Genomic DNA, 19,756 nt, shown 5'->3' with positions numbered 1-19,756 from the left:
AAGATGCGCAAATATAAACTGCTTATTTCAGAATCACGCTTTTTCTTCCCAAACCTGTACAAGATTTATCAATACTTCCACTGCTTTTTCCATGTCTTCAATAGCAACCCATTCGTGTTTGCTGTGTATCGCTTGCATTCCCGTAAAAATATTGGGACAAGGTAATCCCATGTAACTTAAACGGCTTCCATCGGTGCCTCCGCGGATTGGTTCATTGCGGAGTGTCAAGCCCGAACGTTCATAGGCAAGTAAAGCATTTTCTGCAACTTGCGGATAATTTACCAGCACATCTTTCATATTGCGATATTGCTCTTTTACGGAAAATTCCATAGTAACGCCTATATATTTATCAATGATTGGCTGTGCGATGTCTTTCAGCCGTTCTTCGTGTTTTGCCAAATTATCAGTTATGAAATCACGAACGATAAAATCGATAGATGCCTTTTCCGCAATACCTGAAACGCGCACAGGATGTATAAACCCTTCTCTTCCGCTTGTAGTTTCAGGGCTAAATTCATGCTTGGGTAAAGCATCCAAAATTTCTCCTGCAATTTTTATCGCATTGATTAATTTTCCTTTCGCATAACCGGGATGCGCAATCACGCCATTAATGGTAATACTTGCTGCATCGGCGCTGAAAGTTTCATCTTCAAATGTGCCGCATTCGCCGCCGTCAAGCGTATAGCCGAAATCTGCACCCAGTTTTTTCATGTCTAATTTTTCTACGCCACGCCCGGTTTCTTCATCCGGTGTGAACAGAATTTTTATTGCTCCGTGTATTATTTCAGGATGTGCTTGCAGATAATTTGCTAAATCCATAATGATGGCAACCCCACTTTTATCATCTGCGCCAAGCAAAGTTTTTCCACTTGCCGTAATAATATCTTTGCCTATGAAGTTTTTTAAATAAGGATATTTTTCTGTGGTAATAATCTGTGTTTCGTCGTCGGGCAAAACAATAGGATATCCGTTGTAATGCTGATGAACAATGGGTTTTACATCCGTACCGGAACAATCCGGTGCAGTATCGACATGGGAACAAAAACAAATCGTGGGAACTTTTTTATCTGTACTAGCCGGAATAGTCGCGAGCACGTATCCATATTCATCAACGTGTGCATCCTGCAAGCCAATTGCTTTTAATTCATCCGCAAGCAAATGACTCAGACTTTTTTGTTTTTCGGACGATGGAAAAGCGGGATTTTCCGGGTCGCTCTGTGTATCTATCTGCACATAACGCAAAAATCTTTCGGTAACAGTAAATTGATAATTGTGCAACATTGCTATAAAATTTGCCGCAATGTACATCAAAATTTTTTGCCGAATTGATATGTTACTCTTTCAGCAAAGTATCGATTGTCTCGTTAAATTCCTGCACGTATTTCATATAATATTCGCCCGTAGCCGGACCTTCAAAACCGGTATCTATTTTTCTTACCTTTCCGGTCTTATCTAAGATAATAGTTGTTGGAAACATCTTGATGGACGTAAGCTGCGGCAATGTTTTTTCGGTACGCGCAGGTTCCGGTTCGGCAACGCTTACACCTGTAATCAACAAAGGGTACTGAACATTAAAGCGCTTCTTAAATTTCTCAATACTGTTTTTTGAGCGTTCAAAATCCGTGGTCAGTTCATAGCAAAGCCCAATGATTTCTACATTTTTTTCTTTTTGCTTGTTGTAAAAATCACTGAGAAAAGCTGTTTCGTCCATACAATTCGGACACCACGAACCCATGATGTCGATGACAACAACTTTGTTTTCAAAACGTTCATCATTTATCGAAACGTCATTGCCGTTCAAGTCTTTAAACCGGAAATGCAAATGTCCGTTTTCGCCTTTTTTTACATACATGGCAGATGTGTTTGGCAATGTAGCCGTATCGTTAAAAACTGCCGTAAACTTTTCTTTACTTGCTGCTCCGCTATATAAAGTTCCGTCTAAATTCTTGCCATTGATTTTTGCGACATACAACAATGCGTGAATGCCATCAAAGCCTGAAAGCCGCACGGAATCGCCGCTTACAACACCTTCCAAATATCTGTCGTCGCCTGTGGGCGTTAAAACCGAGCCTGTAATTTTATTTTGATGTTGTATAAAATTGCCGATGGCAGGTTCGCTATTTGCACCAAAACTTATTGCCCATTTACCTGAGAGATTGGAATGAGCATTGCCGTTGGTTAATGCAAATCTTTTCGGATTTTTTTGCGTAGCGGTAAATGGCAACACAATATTTCTGCTGACGCTTGCTCTTATCCAGAAACCGTTAAGACTGTCGGGCGAAACGATTTTTGCTCTGAATCCCGACTCAAAAACAGGCATATTGAAGAAAACGGAATCGCCATGAAATGTTACATCTGACAAGCGCATTTCTTCCGACGCGTTTTTGACATACAAAACAGTGTTACCTTTTTCGGTTGCCGAACGAATATTGAAAACAATTTGTTTTCCGTCGCGCCTTTCAAGAACTGCCCGCCAAAACCCATTATTGATGCGGCTTTGAGAAAATACATTTACACTTAACAATAAGCCTGATAAAATGATGATTGCCTTTTTCATTGCCTATAAAATTGATGGACAAAATTACCGAAATAAAAGATGCGAAAACATTGGTTCATTATCATTACGCATTCGCCAAAGCCCTGTCCAAATGCACATAACCACCGTCCACATGAATTAATTGTCCTGTTGTGTGCGACGATTTTTCGGACAATAAAAACGCGACTGTATTCGCGATTTCTTCCGCAGTCGTCATACGGTTTTCCAAAGGAATGCGCGACGTGATTTCTTTCAGTTTTTCTTCGGGATTGGACAATGTTTGAATCCAGGTTTCGTACTGCGGTGTCCAACATTCCGCAACAATTATAGCGTTCACACGAATGCCGTATTTCAACAATTCCACAGCCCATTCGCGCGTCAAAGCGTTGCGCGCGCCGTTCGATGCCGCGTAGCCGGAAGTGTTGCCCTGACCGGTTTCCGCCGTTTTGGAAGAAATATTTACGATGCTTCCTTTTGATTTGATTAACGCCGGCAACGCATGGTGCACGAGCAAATAATAATGCACCACATTCTTATGTAAGGATTTTATAAAATCATCGTAATTACCATTCTCCAAACCCACGCCGTCGTTGTGTCCCGCGTTGTTCACGATGCCGTCGATGCGGTTGTATTTTGCCAATACTTCATCAATCACTTTTTTACAGGTTTCGGGTTCCGTGAGTTCCGCAACAATCTGCGAAGCGGTAAAACCTTTCGCCGCCAATTCATCAACTTTCTGTTGATTGTCGTTTTCGTTTCTTCCAACGATAACAACAGTCGCATTTTCCGCAGCCAACACATCTGCAACGCCAGCACCGATGCCTTTTGCGCCGCCCGTGATGATGATGACTTTATTGTTTAATTGTAAGTTCATTTTTAAAATATGAATTATGAATAAATAACCACAACGGCGCAGTGACTGAACGTTTCACAACGTTGTGATTTCATTGTGTCTTTGTGTCGTTGTGGTTTAATCATTCGTTTATAAATTATAAAATTCAATTGCATTTCCACCGAATATTTTTTCTTTTTCGCCAGAAGAAAAATTTGTAAAATAATCTTTCAAAATATTCAACCAATTGTTGTATGAAGTCGCTACCAAACAAACAGGATAATCACTTCCGAACATAATTTTGTCCGTTCCGAAATTTTCAACAACAATATCTAAATAAGGTTTCAAATCTTCGCGCTTCAAATTTTTCCAATCGGCTTCCGTAACCATTCCCGAAATTTTACAATACATATTTTCGTTCTTTGCGATGGCAGAAATTTCTTTTTTCCAATCATCAATTGAATGATTTTTTATATCGGGCTTTGCCAAATGGTCAATCACGAAACGCTGATGTGGAAAGCGTTCCACGAAATCATTTACAAATTTTAGCTGATGATGATACACCAAAATATCGTATGCGAAATGATATTTTCCCAACAAAGAAATGCCGTTCAAAAAATCTTTATTGTTCAAATATTCCTCAACATTTTCTCCTTGCAAAATATGCCGGAAACCTTTGAGCTTTTTTTCTGTTGAATAATGAATCAATCGTTCTTCAATATTTTCATTTTTTAAATCCACCCAACCCACAACGCCTTTGATGAAATCATTTTCTTTTGCTAATTGCAACAAAAAATTGGTTTCTTTTTCCGATTGGTCGGCTTGCACGGCGACCGTTCCATCGATATTATTTTCCTGCAAAACAGGTTCAAAATCCTGCGGCAAAAAATCTCTTTGGATTACTCGCATATCGTCTGTAATCCACGCATCGCGGACTTTGTCGTAAACCCAGAAGTGATTATGTGCATCTATTTTTTGCATAAGATTTTTTAGATTCTCGCAAAGACGCAAAGAACACAAAGTTTTAATATTGTTTCTTTGTGTCTTTGTGAGAAATTATTGATACGCTACCGCCGTTTGTTTTGATGTTCCCAAGCCTTCAATGCCGAGTTCTACCACGTCGCCGGGCTTTTTAGCCCCGGTACGTGTCCTCACGTACCGAAAATTTATAAGTGGTTCGTGCGGACACGAACCACGGCGACGAAATCAAACAAGTTCGGCATGACGTGCAAGCGTATTCCATTTACAATTTAATATTTCCTATTTTCCACTATACACTTTCGCGACTTGCTTCGACGTTCCCAAGCCTTCAATGCCGAGTTCCACAACATCGCCGGGCTTTAAATACCAAGGTTCGGGTTTCATGCCAAGCCCAACACCGGCGGGCGTTCCCGTAGAAATTACATCGCCGGGCAACAAGGTCATAAACTGACTTAAATGGCTTACAACTTGTTGCACGTTGAAAATAAAATCGGACGTAGTTGAATCCTGCACTTTATTTCCATTGACCTTTAACCAAAGGTTTAAATTATTCGGGTTTTCAATCTCATCTTTTGTTGCGAGGAAAGGACCGAGTGGTGCAAACGTATCGCAGCTCTTACCTTTTACCCATTGACCGCCGCGTTCGATTTGAAATTCGCGTTCGCTGTAATCGTTGTGCAGCGCATATCCTGCCACATAATCCAACGCTTCGCTTTCTTCCACATAACTTGCTTTTTTGCCGATAATCACTGCCAATTCAACTTCCCAATCTGTTTTTACGGAGTTCTTCGGAATGATAACATTATCATTCGGACCGCACAAAGCGGTTGTGGATTTGAAGAAAATAACCGGTTCTTTCGGAATGGGCGCATTGGTTTCTTTCGCATGTAACGCATAGTTCAAACCAATGCAAATTATCTTTGACGGACGCGCAACGCAACTTCCCAAACGCTCGTCATCACTTACTTTCGGAAGATTATCTTTGTTTTCTTCCACAAACTTTTTCAGTCTTTCCAAGCCGTTGCTTTCAAAAAACTGTTCGTTGTAATCTTCGCCGAAGGCTGACGTATCATAACGCACGTCATCGATAATAATTCCCGGCTTTTCTTTTCCAAATTGTCCGTAACGTATCAATTTCATTTGATGTATGATTTAAGATTTGTGATGTAAGATTTATTTTTCTTTTTTGTTATTTAGATTTTTCTTTCGGTTTTCAGGCAAATAATTTTTCGATGATACAACTTTTTCACCTGTTTTACTTTCCAATTCGCGCCTGGCATTTCCGGCAACTGCGCCGCCTTGCTTAGCTGCTTTCTTATTTTCTGCGAAACCTTTTGGATGTTGCGTTTTTACAATTGCTGTTGTAGAAGCTTCACCCAACATGGAAAAAATTAATTCAAGGTCGCTCATGTGGTCGCGCAGATTTTGGCTTTTCAGTTTTTTCACTTTTTTGTATTCTTTTGGCGTAAGCCCAAAAGTTGCTTTCGATATTTCTGCCGTCAGTATAGCGTATTCTACTTGCTCCTTAACGTCATGTTTTTTCCACTCATCCGTCAGTTCCTCACGAATGGCAATACTGCGCATACGCTTCTCAATCCAGTCATCGGTATAACCTTTTAGTTTGTAAAGTTCCCTGGTGCGTTGCGTAGCTAATTCCGGGTTTTCAATTTCATCTAACCTGTCGGAGCCTACTTGTGCCAGCCAAAGTTTAAACGGTTCCGCTTTAGGCGATGGAATAGATTGAATGATGCGCAGGAGACCTTTGGTATCGGCACAGCCCATTTTTTGCTTACCGCCTGCGGTGTCCACCGGAAGGGTAGGTACAAATTGTACCCACCCTTTGCCGAGTTCTGCATCTCGTTGTCGCATACGTTTTATGTATTGTTTGGGGTCTTTACTGTCGGTTAATATAGCAACAACGTCTTCGACTACGAAATACCATTTCTCACCTGCTTCGTCCCAAACAGAGCGTATCTTTTTACTTTCAAAAAGTTTGATGGTACTCATAACAATGCTATTTTAATAAAAAATTGTCTTTAACGGATGAGTTTCATGATTTATTGATATTTCTTAATCAGCGCCGTAACAACGCTGTCAGTCAATTCGTGCCCGTCCAGCAAAGGAAACCCTTCCCAGCGAACAATGCCTTTCGGGTCTATTAATATCACATGCGGAATACCTTTTATTTCCAATTCATCAGACATCGTTTTTTTCGTGTCGATAGCTTCGTAGTAAACGGGTTTTGTACCTTTTAATGATTCCACTTTTTCGGCCGGCTCATCGGAAATACCAATAGCCACCAGCTTATCTTTATGCTTTTTACTAATGTCGTTGAGAATGGGTATAAACTTTCTGCATGGCGGGCACCAGGTAGCCCAAAAATCTATAATAATAAATTTGCCTTTTGTACCAGGCTTTTTGGTCAGCCATTTCTCTACGACTAATTTAGGCGCTTTTTGGTTGATGACAGACTTTGCCCAAAGCTGTTTGCCATTATCGGATTCCTGCGCTTTGAGTACTGATACAAATGCGATAGCACAGAATAGCGTGATGATAATTTTTGGTTTCATAATATGAGTTTGATATTTGCCATTGGAAAATTTGATATTTAAATAAAATTAAAAACGCTTGAAAACATGAAAACTTTAGCCGTATTCTAATTTATTTCAGCATCTCTTGTACGATTTAATTCAGCATATTTTAGATTCCGAAACAAGTTCAGAATGACGTGCAAGCATGTTCATGATTCTTCATTTTACTTCGTATAAAAAAGTCAAGAGAACAAATATAATCTCGTTGCGTTCTTTGCTTTTCATTACCTCGTTGCGTGAAAAATCTAATTATTCAACCTAATAAATCCGCCGTCAATCGGGTAATCGCAACCTGTGATAAAGCCTGCTTCATCACTGCACAAATACAAAATCAGGTTGGCAATTTCTTCCGGTTTTGCCATACGGCCAATAGGTTGTGTTTTGGATAATTTTTCAAACATTTCCGCTTCTTTGCCCGGATAATTTTTTGCCAGAAAACCATCGACAAAAGGTGTATGCACGCGCGCGGGCGAGATGCAATTGCAGCGAATGCCCTGTGCAAGATAATCTTTCGCGACACTTAATGTCATGGCCAATACCGCGCCTTTGCTCATGCTATAAGCAAACCTGTCGGGAATGCCCACGCTTGATGCGATAGATGCGAGGTTCAAAATCACGCTGCCTTTTTTCATCAACGGAATGGCGGCGAACATGGAGTTGTAAACACCTTTTACATTCACGCTGTACACTTTATCAAAGTCTGCTTCGGTTGTGGTTTCCAGTTTCCCGATGTGCGAAACGCCTGCGCTGTTTACCAAAATATCAATCGTGCCGATTGGCTGGAACGCTTGCTGTACCTCGCTTTGCGCGGTTACGTTCACAATAATTGCTGTTGCATTGCCGCCTGCCTGTTGTATTTCATTCACGGTTGCTTCCGCATTTTCTTTGTTTAAATCTGCAACAAAAACATTCGCGCCTGCTTTGCCGAATGTGAGCGCCGTCGCTTTTCCGATGCCGCTTCCCGCGCCTGTTACGATTGCATTTTTTCCTGTTAAAGAGAAACTCATATTTATTAATTTTTGTTTTCTGTTATCGGTTATTTGTTATCTGTTTTCGCAAAGACACAAAGAAGCGAAGATGCAAAACTTTGTGTTCCTTTGTGTCGTTGTGGTTCAAAAATTTTTATCATACAAATGAATAGAACGCTGATTTTTTATGATGCTGATGATTGAATTATGATTTTCATTATCTTAAATAATCATACAAAATCCGTGTCATCTGCGTTCTATTTATTTTCCTGAAAATCTTTTAACCCTATAAATCATGGTTCAGACAAAATATCTTTTCCATCAGCATCCACTTTTCGCCGTTCTTTGCAAAAGGCAACGGCTGTTGAAATTTCCACATCAGTTTTTCCCATTCCTGTACTTTTTCGTTTGCTGCATCGGCCTGGGATTTTTTTTCAAAAGAAAAATCATTATTCACTTCCATAATCATCATCAATCTGTTGCCTGTGCGAAAAATTTCCATTTGCTCAATGCCACTGTTTACAATGCTTTCACGTATTTCTTTCCAAATGTTTTTGTGATACGCTTCGTATTCTTTTATCAGTTGCTCATCGTCTTTCAAGTCGAGCGCGAGTACATATTTTCTGTTCATAATTTAATGTCCTGTTGAAGTAATTTTTACAGCGTTATCATCAACGCCTTTTCTTTTATAACCAATCGTTGCGAACAAAAGTACAACAACGAAACATATCAAAGGCACAACATAACCGTATTGAAAATTGCCCGATTTATCTGCAATAAAACCGAGCACGGGCGGCAACAATGCGCCGCCGACAATCGACATTACGAGCAAGCTTGAACCGGCTTTGGAATCAACGCCCAAGCCATCGATACCCAATGCAAATATTGTGGGGAACATAATCGACATAAAAAATGTTATGCCGAGCATTGCGTACATGGTTGCTATTCCTTTCCCGAAAATTAATTCAAGAGTCAGCAACAAACATATTGCAGCATAAATGCGCAACAATTTTGGCGGCGCAATAAACTGCATAAAAAATGTGCCTGCAAGTCTGCCGAGCATAAATAATAATCCGGCAATGCTTGCATAATAAGAAGCTTGTTTTTCAGTTATACCAACAACTTTATCGGCATACAAAATCAATAAGCTGAAGATGCAAATCTGTGCGCCTATATAAAAGAATTGCGCCACCACAGCCCATGTCAAATGCTTGTGTTTAAACGCATGAAAGAAGCCTGCCTTTTCTTTTTCATCGCTTTCTTTTTTGTCGGGTAGTTTGGAAAAAAAGAATACAATTGCAATCAACAATATCACGCTTCCTAAAATAATATAAGGCAATTTTACTGTTGATGTTTCTGACAATAAATAAGCATGACGCGCATCAACAGTCATCGCTGCGAGTTCTGCATCGGATTTAGGATTGGGCGAAAGAATAAGCCAGCCGCCAACCGTAGGCGCAATGAACGCCGCCAAGCCGTTGAAGAAATGCGCAAAGTTCAACCGTTGTACAGAAGTTTCGGGTTTGCCCAACAATGTTACATAAGGATTTGCAACGGTTTCCAAAGTTGCGAGTCCGCAAGCAACCACAAACAATGCGCCGAGAAAGAAAGGATATTGCATCGTATTCGCGGCAGGCACAAACAAAAAACATCCGACAGCGAAAAAGCAAAGTCCCGTGAGAATACCTTTTTTGTATCCGTATTTTTTAATGATTAATCCTGCAGGAATTGCCATTAAAAAATATGCAATGAAAATGGATGAATCTACCAAAGATGCCTCAACCGTTGTAAGGCTGAACGACCTGCGCAAATGCGGAATTAAAACAGGGTCAAGATTGTGAATAAATCCCCAAAAGAAAAACAGGGAAGTAACCAAAATGAAAGGGAACAAATATTTGTTTTTTGACATAAACGTTTTTAATATAATACAAATTATTCTAATAGGATAACCAACGTTAATTAAGGTTTTAAAAGTATAGAATTAAAGTGAAAAAAATAAAAAGCCTATAAAAAATATGTTTTAATTATCATCGACAGTGTCTTTATTTGAATGTTGTTTTATGTGTTTCTTCAAAAATATTTTTCTCCATTTCAAAAAACATTTTATCTTCGCACCATGTTGATAAACAAAGTAAATATTCATTGGTGGTGGCAAGCAAACTCTGCGTCGGGTATGTTTGAATAGCACTTTGTTTATAGAAAAATGAAAATCGGGTAACAAAAAATATTCAAGCCTCGGCGATAAATTCGCCGGGGCTTTTTGTTTATCTTGATTTTAAACGATTTTTCTGATTTTACTGAAAATAAAATGGAGTATAAGTATAGCGACATAACAGAAAAAATTATCAAGGCTGCAATGAATGTTCACAATGCATCAGGGAATGGTTTTCCTGAAATCGTTTATCAACGGTCTTTGGAAGTGGAGTTTAATTTAATGAATATAAATTTCGGGAGAGAAGTAAGTATGCCTGTATTTTATAAAAGCGTAAAAGTTGGAGACAGAAGAGTTGATTTTTTAGTGGAAAATATTATCAGCGTTGAATTAAAAGCGTTTGGCAAATTAGAATCGGCACATCTTGCGCAAGGAAAAAATTATTTGGAAGCATTTAATTTAGAAGTCGGTTTGCTTATCAATTTCGGGGCGAACAGCCTTGAATGGAAACGCTTGTATAACAACAAATTCAAACCAATTATATAAAATCAGTATTATAAGAAAAATCGCATAAAATCATGGTCAAGATTGAAACAACATACAAAAAAGTATTGTCAGATATTTATACACCTGTAGGAATTTACCTGCGCCTGCGCGATAAATTCCGCGATACGGTTCTGCTGGAAAGCGCAGAGTATGGCTCGTCGGAAAACAGCCGTTCCATTATCGGGATTAATGCAATCGGCGGTATTGAAGTGAAAAATTTAGGTGCAATCGAATTGAAATATCCAAACCGCAAGCCTGAAAAACAGGAAGTGAGAAGTCATTTAGAAGTGCCGGATTTGTTGTGGAATTATATGCAGCAATACGATGTGCAGCCCGCGGATAATAAGCTCGTGAAACTTGCGCAAGGCTTGTTTGGTTATGTTTCCTACAACGCCGTTCAGTTTTTTGATACCATAAAAATCAATCATGCGAATAATGAACCGGAGCGCGAAATTCCTTTGATGCGTTATCGCTTGTATCAATACGTGATTGTGATTAATCATTTCAAAAGCGAAATGTTTATTTGCGAAAACAAAATAAACGGATTGGACAGTGAACTTGATTTGGTGGAAACGTTGATTAACAATAAAGATGTTCCGTCGTTTCCGTTTGCATTGCAAGGCAAAGAAAGTTCCAACAAAACCGATGACGAATATATCGAAATGGTGCAGAAGGGAATTAAAAGTTGTTTGCGCGGCGATGTGTTTCAAATAGTGCTGAGCCGCAGGTTTCAACAAAAATTTACGGGCGACGATTTTAATGTTTACCGCACGTTGCGCAGCATCAATCCTTCGCCTTATTTGTTTTATTTTGATTACGGCGATTATAAATTGTTGGGTTCAAGTCCTGAATCGCAACTGATTGTCCGCGACGGAAAATCTATCGTTCATCCGATTGCGGGAACGTATAAAAAAACGGGCAACGAAATAGAAGATGAAAAAGCAGGCGAAGCGTTGTTGCAAGACCCGAAAGAAATTGCGGAACACACGATGCTCGTGGATTTGGCGCGAAATGATTTAAGCCGAAATTGTGAAAATGTGCACCTGAATTATTACAAACAAATTCATGCTTTCTCGCACGTGCTGCATATTGTGAGCGAAGTTTCTGGCGATGTGAAAGAGAATGCAAATCCTTTTGTGTTGCTCGCAAACACTTTTCCTGCGGGAACTTTAAGTGGCGCGCCTAAATATAAAGCTATGCAATTAATTGATGAATACGAAAAAGATTCACGCAGCTATTACGCCGGAACAATTGGTTTTGTTGGCTTTGACGGCAGCTTTAATCATGCGATTATGATAAGAAGTTTTTTGAGCAAGAATAATACTTTGTATTATCAGGCAGGCGCGGGCATTGTTGCAAAGTCCAATCCGCAAAGCGAGTTGCAGGAAGTGCATAACAAGCTTGGTGCGTTGAAACAAGCGCTGGTGCAAGCGCAGTCAATTAATAATTATTAATAATGAGATTCCTCACTTCGTTCGGAATGACGGCGCAGTCTTTGACTTTTTAAATCTATCGTGATGATTTGTAAAACAATTAAAATGTTCGCAACGTCATTTCGACGACAGGAGAAATCTCAACAAAATTCAAAATTCATAAATCATAATTAAATGCGTGTTTTAGTTTTAGATAATTACGATTCATTTACCTACAATTTAGTACATATTGTCGAGCGCATTCTGCAACAAAAAGTAGATGTGTTCCGCAACGATAAAATTGCTTTGGAAGAAGTAAATAAATACGATAAAATAATTTTATCGCCCGGTCCGGGCATTCCGAATGAAGCGGGAATTTTGTTGGATGTGATTAAGGAATATGCGCCCACAAAATCTATACTCGGCGTGTGTTTGGGCGAACAGGCAATTGGTGAAGCATTTGGCGCAACACTTGAAAATCTCACGGATGTTTTTCATGGCGTAGCAACAACTTGTAAACAAACTTCCGTAAAAAGCCCGCTGTTCAAGGGTTTAAGCGATGAGTTTACGATTGGTCGATATCACAGTTGGGTAGTGAGCAATAAAAATTTCCTTGCGGATGTGTTGGATATTACGGCTGTTGATGAACAAGGTTTCATCATGGCGCTGCAACATAAAACGTACGATGTGCAAGGGGTGCAGTTTCATCCTGAAAGTGTGCTGACACCTGATGGAGTGAGGATTTTGGAGAATTGGCTTTCTAAATAATTAAGAATTAAAAATTAGTAATTAATAATTGAACGCGAAAATGAAATATGGACACGCTTGCACGTCATGCTGAACTTGTTTCAGCATCTTATTGTTTTATCGTTTGAGATGCCGAAATAAATTCGGCATGACGGCAAACGTTTTAATTGTTCTACAAAACACCATCAACTTTAAAAATATACAGATGAAAAAGTTATTACAATATTTATTCGACTATAAAACACTTTCGCGCGAGCAGGCAAAAGAAGCCTTAATCAATATTTCCAAAAGCTTGTACAACGAGTATGAAATTACGTCGTTTGTTACGGTGTTTCTTATGCGCAGCATTACCATTGACGAGCTGCAAGGCTTTACTGACGCACTTTTGGAGCTTTCCGTAAAGATTGATTTAGGCAATGATTTAATCGATATTGTCGGCACAGGTGGCGACGGAAAAAACACTTTCAACATTTCAACGTTGGCTTGTTTTATTGTTGCAGGCACAGGGCAAAAAGTTGCAAAGCATGGAAACTACGGCGCATCTTCGATTTCCGGTTCGTCGAATGTAATGGAACAATTGGGTTACAAATTCAAGTCTGATGAAGCGTTGCTGAAGAAAGAATTGGATGAAGCAAATATTTGTTTTTTGCATGCGCCTGCGTTTCATCCGGCATTAAAAACTGTTGCGCCGATTAGAAAAAATCTTGGATTGCGAACATTTTTCAATATGCTCGGTCCGCTTGTAAATCCCGCCGGACCTAAGTTTCAGTTGCTGGGCGTTTATAATTTGGAAATGGCGCGTTTGTATAATTATCTGTTGCAGCAAAGCGGCAAAGCGTTTACGATTGTGCATAGTTTGGATGGTTATGACGAAATTTCTTTGACGAGCGACACCAAAGTTTTATCCGATAAAGGCGAATACATTGCCACGCCGGAACAGTTGGGAAAACGGCAAGTGGATGCGCAGGATATTTTCGGCGGCAACACTTTGGAAGAAGCCTCGGGTTTGTTTAAAAAAATTATCAATGGCAAAGGAAGCTGGGCGCAAAATTCCGTTGTACTGGCAAATGCCGCGATGGCGCTGCATTGTACGGGAAAATATACAACTTATGATGACGCTTTTAGTGCGGCGGTGGATAGCCTGGAAAGCGGAAAAGCGCATCAATGTTTACAGAAGTTAATAAGTCTGAACGAGGATTTGGGTTGATTTTTGGGATTAATTGGAAAACAAAATGAATGATAAAATAAGTTTGAGAAACGCGACAGAAGACGATTATGATTTGATGTATCAAATCAAAGAAAATTCCATAAAGCCTTATGTGGAGCTGGTTTGGGGATGGGAAGAAAATTTTCAACGACAGTTTTTAAAAGAAAATACTTCGTATAAAGAAGTAAAATTTATTCTGTTTGAAAATGAAGTTGCAGGATTTATCCAGACGAAAGAAAACGAAGATGAGATTTTTATCGGCAGCCTTTTTATCACAACTGATTTTCAGAAAAAGGGAATCGGAACATATTTATTGAGTGAAATTTTTAAACAAAATAAAACAGTTTCATTAGAAGTGTTGAAACTCAATACAGGCGCGATTAATTTATATAAAAGAATGAATTTTAAAGTCTGGAAAGAAGATGAACTGAAATATTTTATGAAATATACTCCGTGAATCATCGAGGTTTAAATTCGTGTAATTTGATAAAATTCGTGTAATAAAAATTTAGTGTGTGAAAAACATTTTAGAAAAAATAGTCAAACGAAAAATTGAAGAAGTTGCCGAAGCAAAGCAAAAAGTGAGTGAGGCTGAATTGCAGCGTTCATCAATGTTTCAGCGAACGCCTTTTTCTTTGAAAGCATCTTTGACAGATAAAAATAAAACAGGCATTATCGCGGAATTTAAACGCCGTTCGCCATCGAAAGGTATTATCAATGCCAATGCAAAAGTTGAAGATGTAACAAAGGCTTATACTGAAAACGGTGCAAGTTGTTTGTCAGTTTTGACGGACAAAGATTTCTTTGGCGGTTCGTTGGAAGATTTGAAAATGGCAAGACAGAATAATATTCCGATTTTGCGAAAAGATTTTATGATTGATGAATACCAGATTCTTGAAGCGTGTGCAAACGGCGCGGATGTTATCTTGTTGATTGCAGCTTGTTTAAATCCGCAACGTGTGAAAGAATTGGCAACTTATGCAAAGCAACTGGATTTGGAAGTGTTGCTCGAAATTCACGGAGATGATGAATTGGCGTGCGTTTGCGACGAAGTGGATTTCGTTGGCGTGAACAACCGCAACTTAAAAACATTTGAAGTGGACATTGAAAATTCCATTCGTTTACTCAACAAATTGCCGAAAGATAAATTAGCAATTGCGGAAAGCGGCATTGATAATGTGGAAGTGGTAAAACAGTTGCGCAGCGCGGGTTTCAAAGGATTTTTAATTGGCGAAAATTTTATGAAACATGAAAACCCGGGCGAAGCATTTAAGAATTATGTTCAACAATTAAAAGTAATAGAAAGCTAAAATGTGGATGCTCTGTGTGGCGTCTTCGCCGCGCAGTTTTATTCTGTCGGCTCTGCCGACCAAAATAAAAATTTGATTATGAAAATTAAAGTCTGTGGCATGACGCAAGTTGAACAAATAAATGCGTTGAACGATTTAAACGCAGATTTCGTCGGCTTTATTTTTTACGAAAAATCGCCACGCTATGTGTTGAATCATTTATCGGAAAATGAAATAAAAAATATCAATAGAAATTTTAAAAATGTCGGTGTGTTTGTAAATGCTTCGGCAGAAGAAATTTTTCTAAAAATAAAAAATTGCAGGCTTGATGTAGTGCAGCTTCACGGTGATGAATCGCCGGAATTTGTAAAAATTATTTCTTCTGAAAAGCCTGTGATTAAAGCATTTGGCGTGAAAGACGCCGAAGATTTGGAACAAAAAATAAAGGATTATTCTGATGTTGCAGATTATTTTATGTTCGACACTTCGTCCAAAAATTATGGCGGTACAGGAAAGAAATTTGACTGGAATATTTTGCAAAATTCGTTCATCAGTAAACCGTATTTTTTGAGTGGCGGCATTGACGAAAACGATATTGAAGCGATTCATTCTTTAACAAAAACGGATGCGGGAAAACATTTATTTTCGTTGGACATAAACAGCAGGTTTGAGGTTTCTCCCGGCGTAAAAAATATTCCGAAAACCGAAAAGTTTCTGCAAGAAATTAAAAACTTAGTTTAATGAAGAAGATTTTCTTTAGCATAATTTTTTTAGTAGAAAATATTTATGCTCATTCACAGAATATAACTGTTCAGCAAGTCAATTCCGATGCAGATGTTTTAGCGTATGTGAAGCAGGAAAATTATGATAAAGACAATGCGCCGCAATGGAATCATTTTTATTTAACGGATGGAACAGAATGGAAAAGTTACTATAATTTAAGTACACAGCAAGTCGCTTCCGTTGAAGAAAATATGCAGCACACGAGTTGGCAAAAGGCAGATGTGAACGGCGATGGAAAGCCCGATTTAATCGTGAACGGATATATCGCTCGTCGCCCGAAAGACTGGAATACAAGCACTTTCAAACTGCTGGTGTTTCTTTCGCAACGTGGAAACGGTTATGTGGAACTGAATCTGATAGATGACCAATTGGATAAATTTCCTTCGTATTTTGACGTGCTTCCAAGCGACACTGTCAATTATTTGAAAGTTTATCGTTGGCAGCCCGATGCAGACGCAGCGTTAAAGCTGCCTTTGAAAATTGATACGTTGCGCTATCACAATATGCTGGATAATTTTGTGAATTACTCGCAATATTTATATGAAAAAAATATACAAAAAATTGATTATCTGGTAAAGGATTTTCAGCCTGATACATACAAAGAGTTGAGTGTTGAGAAGTTGAATGAAAAATATGCAAACGTGGTTATCAGCATTATGCAGCCCGATTCTAAAACGCCGTCAACTTTTAAGGCGAGAATGACAACCGCGTTGTGGGGAAGCGTTGATTCTTTGATGCGCAGCATTCCGTTGAGAGGCGATAGCACCGTTTATAATTCATCAATACAAGATGAAAAGTTGCCGATTGTAACGACAATTTATTATACAGACGGCAGTAAAAAAATAATCAAAGATTATGATGGCGATGTTTCATTTTCGTTGATGACATTGTATCAAACGTTTGAAACAATTATCGGCAGAACGCTTGATGAATATCAGCAAAGGCAGCAACGAATCAGCGAATTTATGGATGATATGTTCAGCTTTTAAAAAATAAAAATTCAATGAGTAAAATAGAAATAGACGAAAACGGATATTACGGAAACTTCGGCGGAGCGTACATTCCCGAGATGCTGTATCCGAATGTGGAAGAATTAAAATCGAAATATCTTGAGATAATGTACGAAGATTCTTTTCAGAAAGAATTTCAATATTTATTAAAGGATTACGTCGGTCGTCCGTCGCCGTTGTATTTGGCGGAAAGATTAAGCGAACAAATCGGCGCAACAACTTATTTAAAAAGAGAAGACCTCAATCATACGGGCGCGCACAAAATCAACAACGCCATCGGACAAGTTTTATTGGCACAACGATTAGGCAAAAAACGCATTATTGCCGAGACAGGTGCGGGACAACACGGCGTGGCAACGGCAACAGTTTGTGCGTTAAAAGGTTTGGAATGTATCGTGTACATGGGTGCGATTGATATAGAAAGACAAGCGCCGAATGTAGCGAGAATGAAGATGCTCGGCGCAAAAGTCGTTCCTGCAAAAAGCGGAAGCCAAACGCTGAAAGACGCCACCAATGAGGCTATCCGCGATTGGATTAACAATCCTGCGGACACGCATTATGTAATCGGAAGTGTTGTTGGTCCGCATCCTTATCCCGATATGGTGGCGCGTTTTCAAAGCGTCATCAGCGAAGAAATAAGAAAGCAGTTAAAAGAAAAAACAAATAGTGAATTGCCTAATTATTTAGTTGCCTGCGTTGGTGGCGGCAGCAATGCGGCAGGAACTTTTTATCATTATCTGAATGAAGAAAGCGTGAAACTTGTTGCCATTGAAGCAGCGGGACACGGCGTAAATTCAGGTATGAGCGCAGCTACGACACAGCTTGGAACGCTTGGCGTTTTGCATGGCAGTAAAAGTATTGTAATGCAAACCGAAGACGGGCAAGTGGTAGAACCGCACAGCATTTCCGCAGGTTTGGATTATCCGGGTATTGGTCCTTTGCACGCGCATTTGTTTGAAAGCAAAAGAGGAATATTTTTAAGTGCAACTGATGACGAAGCGTTGGAAGCAGCATTTAATTTAACAAGGTTGGAAGGCATTATTCCTGCGCTGGAAAGTTCGCACGCATTGGCAGGACTGAAGAAACTGGATTTGAAAAAAGAAGATGTTGTTGTAGTTTGTTTGAGCGGCAGAGGCGATAAGGATATGGATACCTATATGAAAGCGATGGGATAATTAGTAATTAAGAATTAAGAATTGTTAAGTTTCGATTTTAATAAAGATTACGTTTTAGAAGACAAACGAGTTCTGCTTCGTCCGTTAAAAGTCACTGATGACGAGCATTTACGTGTATTTTCTTTGAACGAACCTGAGCTTTGGAAGTATTCGCCGATTAATGCAGGTGCAGCGGGCGAAGAGAATCTGAAAAAATATGTTGATATGGCTATATTATCAAGAGAGAATAAAATTCATTATCCGTTTGTTGTTTTTGATAAAGCGAAAAACGAATATGCAGGCAGCACAAGATTTTATGATATTTCATTTTTACACAAATCAACTTCAATCGGTTCTACATGGTATGGAAAGAACTTTCAGGGAACAGGATTGAACAAGCATTGCAAATATTTGTTGTTACAATTTGCTTTTGAAGAAATGGAAATGGAGCGCGTTCAGTTTGAAGCAGATAACACAAATGAAAAAAGTATCGCAGCGATGAAAAGCATTGGTTGTGTAGTTGAAGGTGTTTTGCGAAGCCACAAAACAATGGAACATGGAAGACGTGATACAATTGTGTTGAGCATTTTAAAAGATGAATGGTTTGGTCATGTAAAAGAAAATTTGAGGAAGAAATTATAAACCCAAAAAAGTGTATGAGGATATAGCTGTGTGAAGCGTCCTCGCTTCACACGATTATTCTATCGCCTCAGGCGATTTAATTTTGAAAAAATAAATAAATGAGCAGAATAAAAAACTTATTCGACAATAAAAACAAAAACGTGCTGAATGTCTATTGTACTGCAGGTTTCCCGAAGTTAAACAGCACGTTGGAAGTAATGAAAGCGTTGCAAAACAACGGCGCCGATTTAATAGAATTGGGAATGCCGTACAGTGACCCTTTGGCGGACGGCGAAGTAATTCAGCAGAGTGGGAGTGTGGCTCTGAAAAACGGCATGACGATAAAAGTCTTGTTGGAGCAATTAAAAAATTTCAGAGGAGATATTTCTGTGCCTGTTGTACTGATGGGTTACTTAAATCCTGTGTTGCAATACGGTTTTGAAAAATTTTGTGCAGATGTTTCGGCTATCGGAATTGACGGATTGATTTTGCCTGATATGCCGCAAATAAGCTTTGAGAAAGAGTACAGCGCAATCATGAAAAAATACGGATTGGATTTTATCTTTCTCGTTACGCCCGAAACTTCAGAAGAGCGCGTGAAAAAACTGGACGAATTGAGTTCCGGATTTTTGTACGCCGTTTCTTCTTCGTCCACAACAGGAAAAGATAAAAGCTTTGAAGATGTTGAAAAATATTTGCAACGCTTGCAGTCGTATTCGCTGAAATGCCCGATTTTAACGGGTTTCGGCGTGAAGGACAAAGTAACTTTTCAATCGGTTTGCAAATATTCCAACGGCGCAATTATCGGAAGTGCGTATATCAAAGCATTACAAAATGCAGATGATATTGAAACGGCTACGAAAGAATTTTTGCAATCGGTGTTGCCTTGAAATCGCTATGAAGCGATAGAATAATCGTGTGAAGCGA

Annotated in this window: 21 protein-coding genes; 11 read left to right on the top strand and 10 right to left on the bottom strand. The window is 39.1% G+C overall.

The annotated features are described in order from the left end of the window. Positions 1 to 33 precede the first annotated feature (33 nt). The 10 genes from pepT to fucP form a co-directional block, all read right to left on the bottom strand. Entirely contained in the window at positions 34 to 1,308 is a 1,275-nt protein-coding gene (gene pepT, locus A9P82_RS02015; RefSeq protein WP_231891186.1) for a peptidase T, read from the bottom strand. A gap of 25 nt (positions 1,309 to 1,333) precedes the next feature. Continuing rightward, the gene (locus A9P82_RS02010; RefSeq protein WP_066203653.1) at positions 1,334 to 2,557 is read right to left on the bottom strand and encodes a peroxiredoxin family protein; all 1,224 of its coding nucleotides are present in this window, start codon (positions 2,555 to 2,557) and stop codon (positions 1,334 to 1,336) included. A 64-nt stretch (positions 2,558 to 2,621) separates the two neighbouring features. Next, positions 2,622 to 3,410 carry an L-fucose dehydrogenase gene (locus A9P82_RS02005; protein ID WP_066203650.1) on the bottom strand — a complete coding sequence of 263 codons (789 nt, stop codon included), beginning with the start codon at positions 3,408 to 3,410 and terminating at the stop codon, positions 2,622 to 2,624. 108 nt (positions 3,411 to 3,518) lie between these two features. Next, on the bottom strand, positions 3,519 to 4,349 hold the full coding sequence (locus A9P82_RS02000) for an amidohydrolase family protein (protein ID WP_066203647.1): 831 nt from the start codon (positions 4,347 to 4,349) through the stop codon (positions 3,519 to 3,521). Positions 4,350 to 4,628: 279 nt separating this feature from the next. After that, entirely contained in the window at positions 4,629 to 5,489 is an 861-nt protein-coding gene (locus tag A9P82_RS01995) for a fumarylacetoacetate hydrolase family protein (RefSeq protein WP_066203644.1), read from the bottom strand. Positions 5,490 to 5,522: 33 nt separating this feature from the next. Beyond that, positions 5,523 to 6,356 carry a BRO-N domain-containing protein gene (locus tag A9P82_RS01990; protein WP_066203641.1) on the bottom strand — a complete coding sequence of 278 codons (834 nt, stop codon included), beginning with the start codon at positions 6,354 to 6,356 and terminating at the stop codon, positions 5,523 to 5,525. A gap of 50 nt (positions 6,357 to 6,406) precedes the next feature. Next, positions 6,407 to 6,919, bottom strand: coding sequence for a TlpA family protein disulfide reductase (locus tag A9P82_RS01985; protein WP_066203639.1), 513 nt, complete (start codon positions 6,917 to 6,919; stop codon positions 6,407 to 6,409). 266 nt (positions 6,920 to 7,185) lie between these two features. Further along, positions 7,186 to 7,947, bottom strand: a complete 762-nt coding sequence (locus A9P82_RS01980) for an SDR family NAD(P)-dependent oxidoreductase (RefSeq protein ID WP_066203637.1) — start codon at positions 7,945 to 7,947, stop codon at positions 7,186 to 7,188. A gap of 247 nt (positions 7,948 to 8,194) precedes the next feature. Next, positions 8,195 to 8,539, bottom strand: coding sequence for an L-rhamnose mutarotase (locus A9P82_RS01975; RefSeq protein ID WP_066203634.1), 345 nt, complete (start codon positions 8,537 to 8,539; stop codon positions 8,195 to 8,197). Positions 8,540 to 8,542: 3 nt separating this feature from the next. Then, positions 8,543 to 9,817, bottom strand: coding sequence for an L-fucose:H+ symporter permease (gene fucP, locus A9P82_RS01970; protein ID WP_066203632.1), 1,275 nt, complete (start codon positions 9,815 to 9,817; stop codon positions 8,543 to 8,545). Positions 9,818 to 10,216: 399 nt separating this feature from the next. Here fucP and A9P82_RS01965 point away from each other — a divergent pair, with 399 nt between their 5' ends. The 11 genes from A9P82_RS01965 to trpA all read left to right on the top strand — a co-directional run bounded on the left by A9P82_RS01965 (position 10,217) and on the right by trpA (position 19,719). Then, entirely contained in the window at positions 10,217 to 10,606 is a 390-nt protein-coding gene (locus A9P82_RS01965) for a GxxExxY protein (protein ID WP_082915382.1), read from the top strand. 32 nt (positions 10,607 to 10,638) lie between these two features. Then, the gene (locus A9P82_RS01960; protein ID WP_066203627.1) at positions 10,639 to 12,060 is read left to right on the top strand and encodes an anthranilate synthase component I family protein; all 1,422 of its coding nucleotides are present in this window, start codon (positions 10,639 to 10,641) and stop codon (positions 12,058 to 12,060) included. 153 nt (positions 12,061 to 12,213) lie between these two features. Continuing rightward, positions 12,214 to 12,786 carry an anthranilate synthase component II gene (locus A9P82_RS01955; RefSeq protein WP_066203624.1) on the top strand — a complete coding sequence of 191 codons (573 nt, stop codon included), beginning with the start codon at positions 12,214 to 12,216 and terminating at the stop codon, positions 12,784 to 12,786. Between the two features lie 184 nt (positions 12,787 to 12,970). After that, positions 12,971 to 13,972: an anthranilate phosphoribosyltransferase gene (trpD, locus tag A9P82_RS01950; protein WP_066209476.1), complete on the top strand. Its 1,002-nt coding sequence runs from the start codon at positions 12,971 to 12,973 to the stop codon at positions 13,970 to 13,972. Positions 13,973 to 13,997: 25 nt separating this feature from the next. Beyond that, on the top strand, positions 13,998 to 14,429 hold the full coding sequence (locus tag A9P82_RS01945) for a GNAT family N-acetyltransferase (RefSeq protein WP_066203621.1): 432 nt from the start codon (positions 13,998 to 14,000) through the stop codon (positions 14,427 to 14,429). A gap of 58 nt (positions 14,430 to 14,487) precedes the next feature. Continuing rightward, complete coding sequence (gene trpC, locus A9P82_RS01940) at positions 14,488 to 15,282, top strand: indole-3-glycerol phosphate synthase TrpC (protein ID WP_066203619.1); 795 nt, start codon at positions 14,488 to 14,490, stop codon at positions 15,280 to 15,282. Between the two features lie 3 nt (positions 15,283 to 15,285). Beyond that, positions 15,286 to 16,002 (top strand): phosphoribosylanthranilate isomerase, encoded by a 717-nt coding sequence (locus A9P82_RS01935; protein ID WP_231891185.1) that lies wholly within the window; start codon positions 15,286 to 15,288, stop codon positions 16,000 to 16,002. Further along, positions 16,002 to 17,033: a hypothetical protein gene (locus tag A9P82_RS01930; RefSeq protein WP_066203617.1), complete on the top strand. Its 1,032-nt coding sequence runs from the start codon at positions 16,002 to 16,004 to the stop codon at positions 17,031 to 17,033. The genes A9P82_RS01935 and A9P82_RS01930 overlap by 1 nt, the downstream gene beginning before the upstream one ends. Positions 17,034 to 17,047: 14 nt before the next feature. Next, a complete protein-coding gene (trpB, locus tag A9P82_RS01925) occupies positions 17,048 to 18,229 on the top strand; it encodes a tryptophan synthase subunit beta (protein ID WP_066203614.1) in 1,182 nt (393 codons plus the stop codon). Between the two features lie 21 nt (positions 18,230 to 18,250). Continuing rightward, the gene (locus A9P82_RS01920) at positions 18,251 to 18,850 is read left to right on the top strand and encodes a GNAT family N-acetyltransferase (protein ID WP_066203611.1); all 600 of its coding nucleotides are present in this window, start codon (positions 18,251 to 18,253) and stop codon (positions 18,848 to 18,850) included. 98 nt (positions 18,851 to 18,948) lie between these two features. Then, the gene (gene trpA / locus A9P82_RS01915) at positions 18,949 to 19,719 is read left to right on the top strand and encodes a tryptophan synthase subunit alpha (protein WP_066203606.1); all 771 of its coding nucleotides are present in this window, start codon (positions 18,949 to 18,951) and stop codon (positions 19,717 to 19,719) included. Positions 19,720 to 19,756 lie beyond the last annotated feature (37 nt).

This window comes from Arachidicoccus sp. BS20 (assembly GCF_001659705.1).
GTDB lineage: Bacteria > Bacteroidota > Bacteroidia > Chitinophagales > Chitinophagaceae > Arachidicoccus.
Note: the sequence above shows the minus strand (reverse complement) of the source record. Positions and strands in the feature narration are given on the sequence as shown.

Coding starts and splice junctions, on each gene's coding strand:
- pepT (WP_231891186.1), bottom strand. CDS start 1,308: ATGTACATTGCGGCAAATTTTATAGCAATGTTGCACAATTATCAATTT.
- A9P82_RS02010 (WP_066203653.1), bottom strand. CDS start 2,557: ATGAAAAAGGCAATCATCATTTTATCAGGCTTATTGTTAAGTGTAAAT.
- A9P82_RS02005 (WP_066203650.1), bottom strand. CDS start 3,410: ATGAACTTACAATTAAACAATAAAGTCATCATCATCACGGGCGGCGCA.
- A9P82_RS02000 (WP_066203647.1), bottom strand. CDS start 4,349: ATGCAAAAAATAGATGCACATAATCACTTCTGGGTTTACGACAAAGTC.
- A9P82_RS01995 (WP_066203644.1), bottom strand. CDS start 5,489: ATGAAATTGATACGTTACGGACAATTTGGAAAAGAAAAGCCGGGAATT.
- A9P82_RS01990 (WP_066203641.1), bottom strand. CDS start 6,356: ATGAGTACCATCAAACTTTTTGAAAGTAAAAAGATACGCTCTGTTTGG.
- A9P82_RS01985 (WP_066203639.1), bottom strand. CDS start 6,919: ATGAAACCAAAAATTATCATCACGCTATTCTGTGCTATCGCATTTGTA.
- A9P82_RS01980 (WP_066203637.1), bottom strand. CDS start 7,947: ATGAGTTTCTCTTTAACAGGAAAAAATGCAATCGTAACAGGCGCGGGA.
- A9P82_RS01975 (WP_066203634.1), bottom strand. CDS start 8,539: ATGAACAGAAAATATGTACTCGCGCTCGACTTGAAAGACGATGAGCAA.
- fucP (WP_066203632.1), bottom strand. CDS start 9,817: ATGTCAAAAAACAAATATTTGTTCCCTTTCATTTTGGTTACTTCCCTG.
- A9P82_RS01965 (WP_082915382.1), top strand. CDS start 10,217: ATGGAGTATAAGTATAGCGACATAACAGAAAAAATTATCAAGGCTGCA.
- A9P82_RS01960 (WP_066203627.1), top strand. CDS start 10,639: ATGGTCAAGATTGAAACAACATACAAAAAAGTATTGTCAGATATTTAT.
- A9P82_RS01955 (WP_066203624.1), top strand. CDS start 12,214: ATGCGTGTTTTAGTTTTAGATAATTACGATTCATTTACCTACAATTTA.
- trpD (WP_066209476.1), top strand. CDS start 12,971: ATGAAAAAGTTATTACAATATTTATTCGACTATAAAACACTTTCGCGC.
- A9P82_RS01945 (WP_066203621.1), top strand. CDS start 13,998: ATGAATGATAAAATAAGTTTGAGAAACGCGACAGAAGACGATTATGAT.
- A9P82_RS01930 (WP_066203617.1), top strand. CDS start 16,002: ATGAAGAAGATTTTCTTTAGCATAATTTTTTTAGTAGAAAATATTTAT.
- trpB (WP_066203614.1), top strand. CDS start 17,048: ATGAGTAAAATAGAAATAGACGAAAACGGATATTACGGAAACTTCGGC.
- trpA (WP_066203606.1), top strand. CDS start 18,949: ATGAGCAGAATAAAAAACTTATTCGACAATAAAAACAAAAACGTGCTG.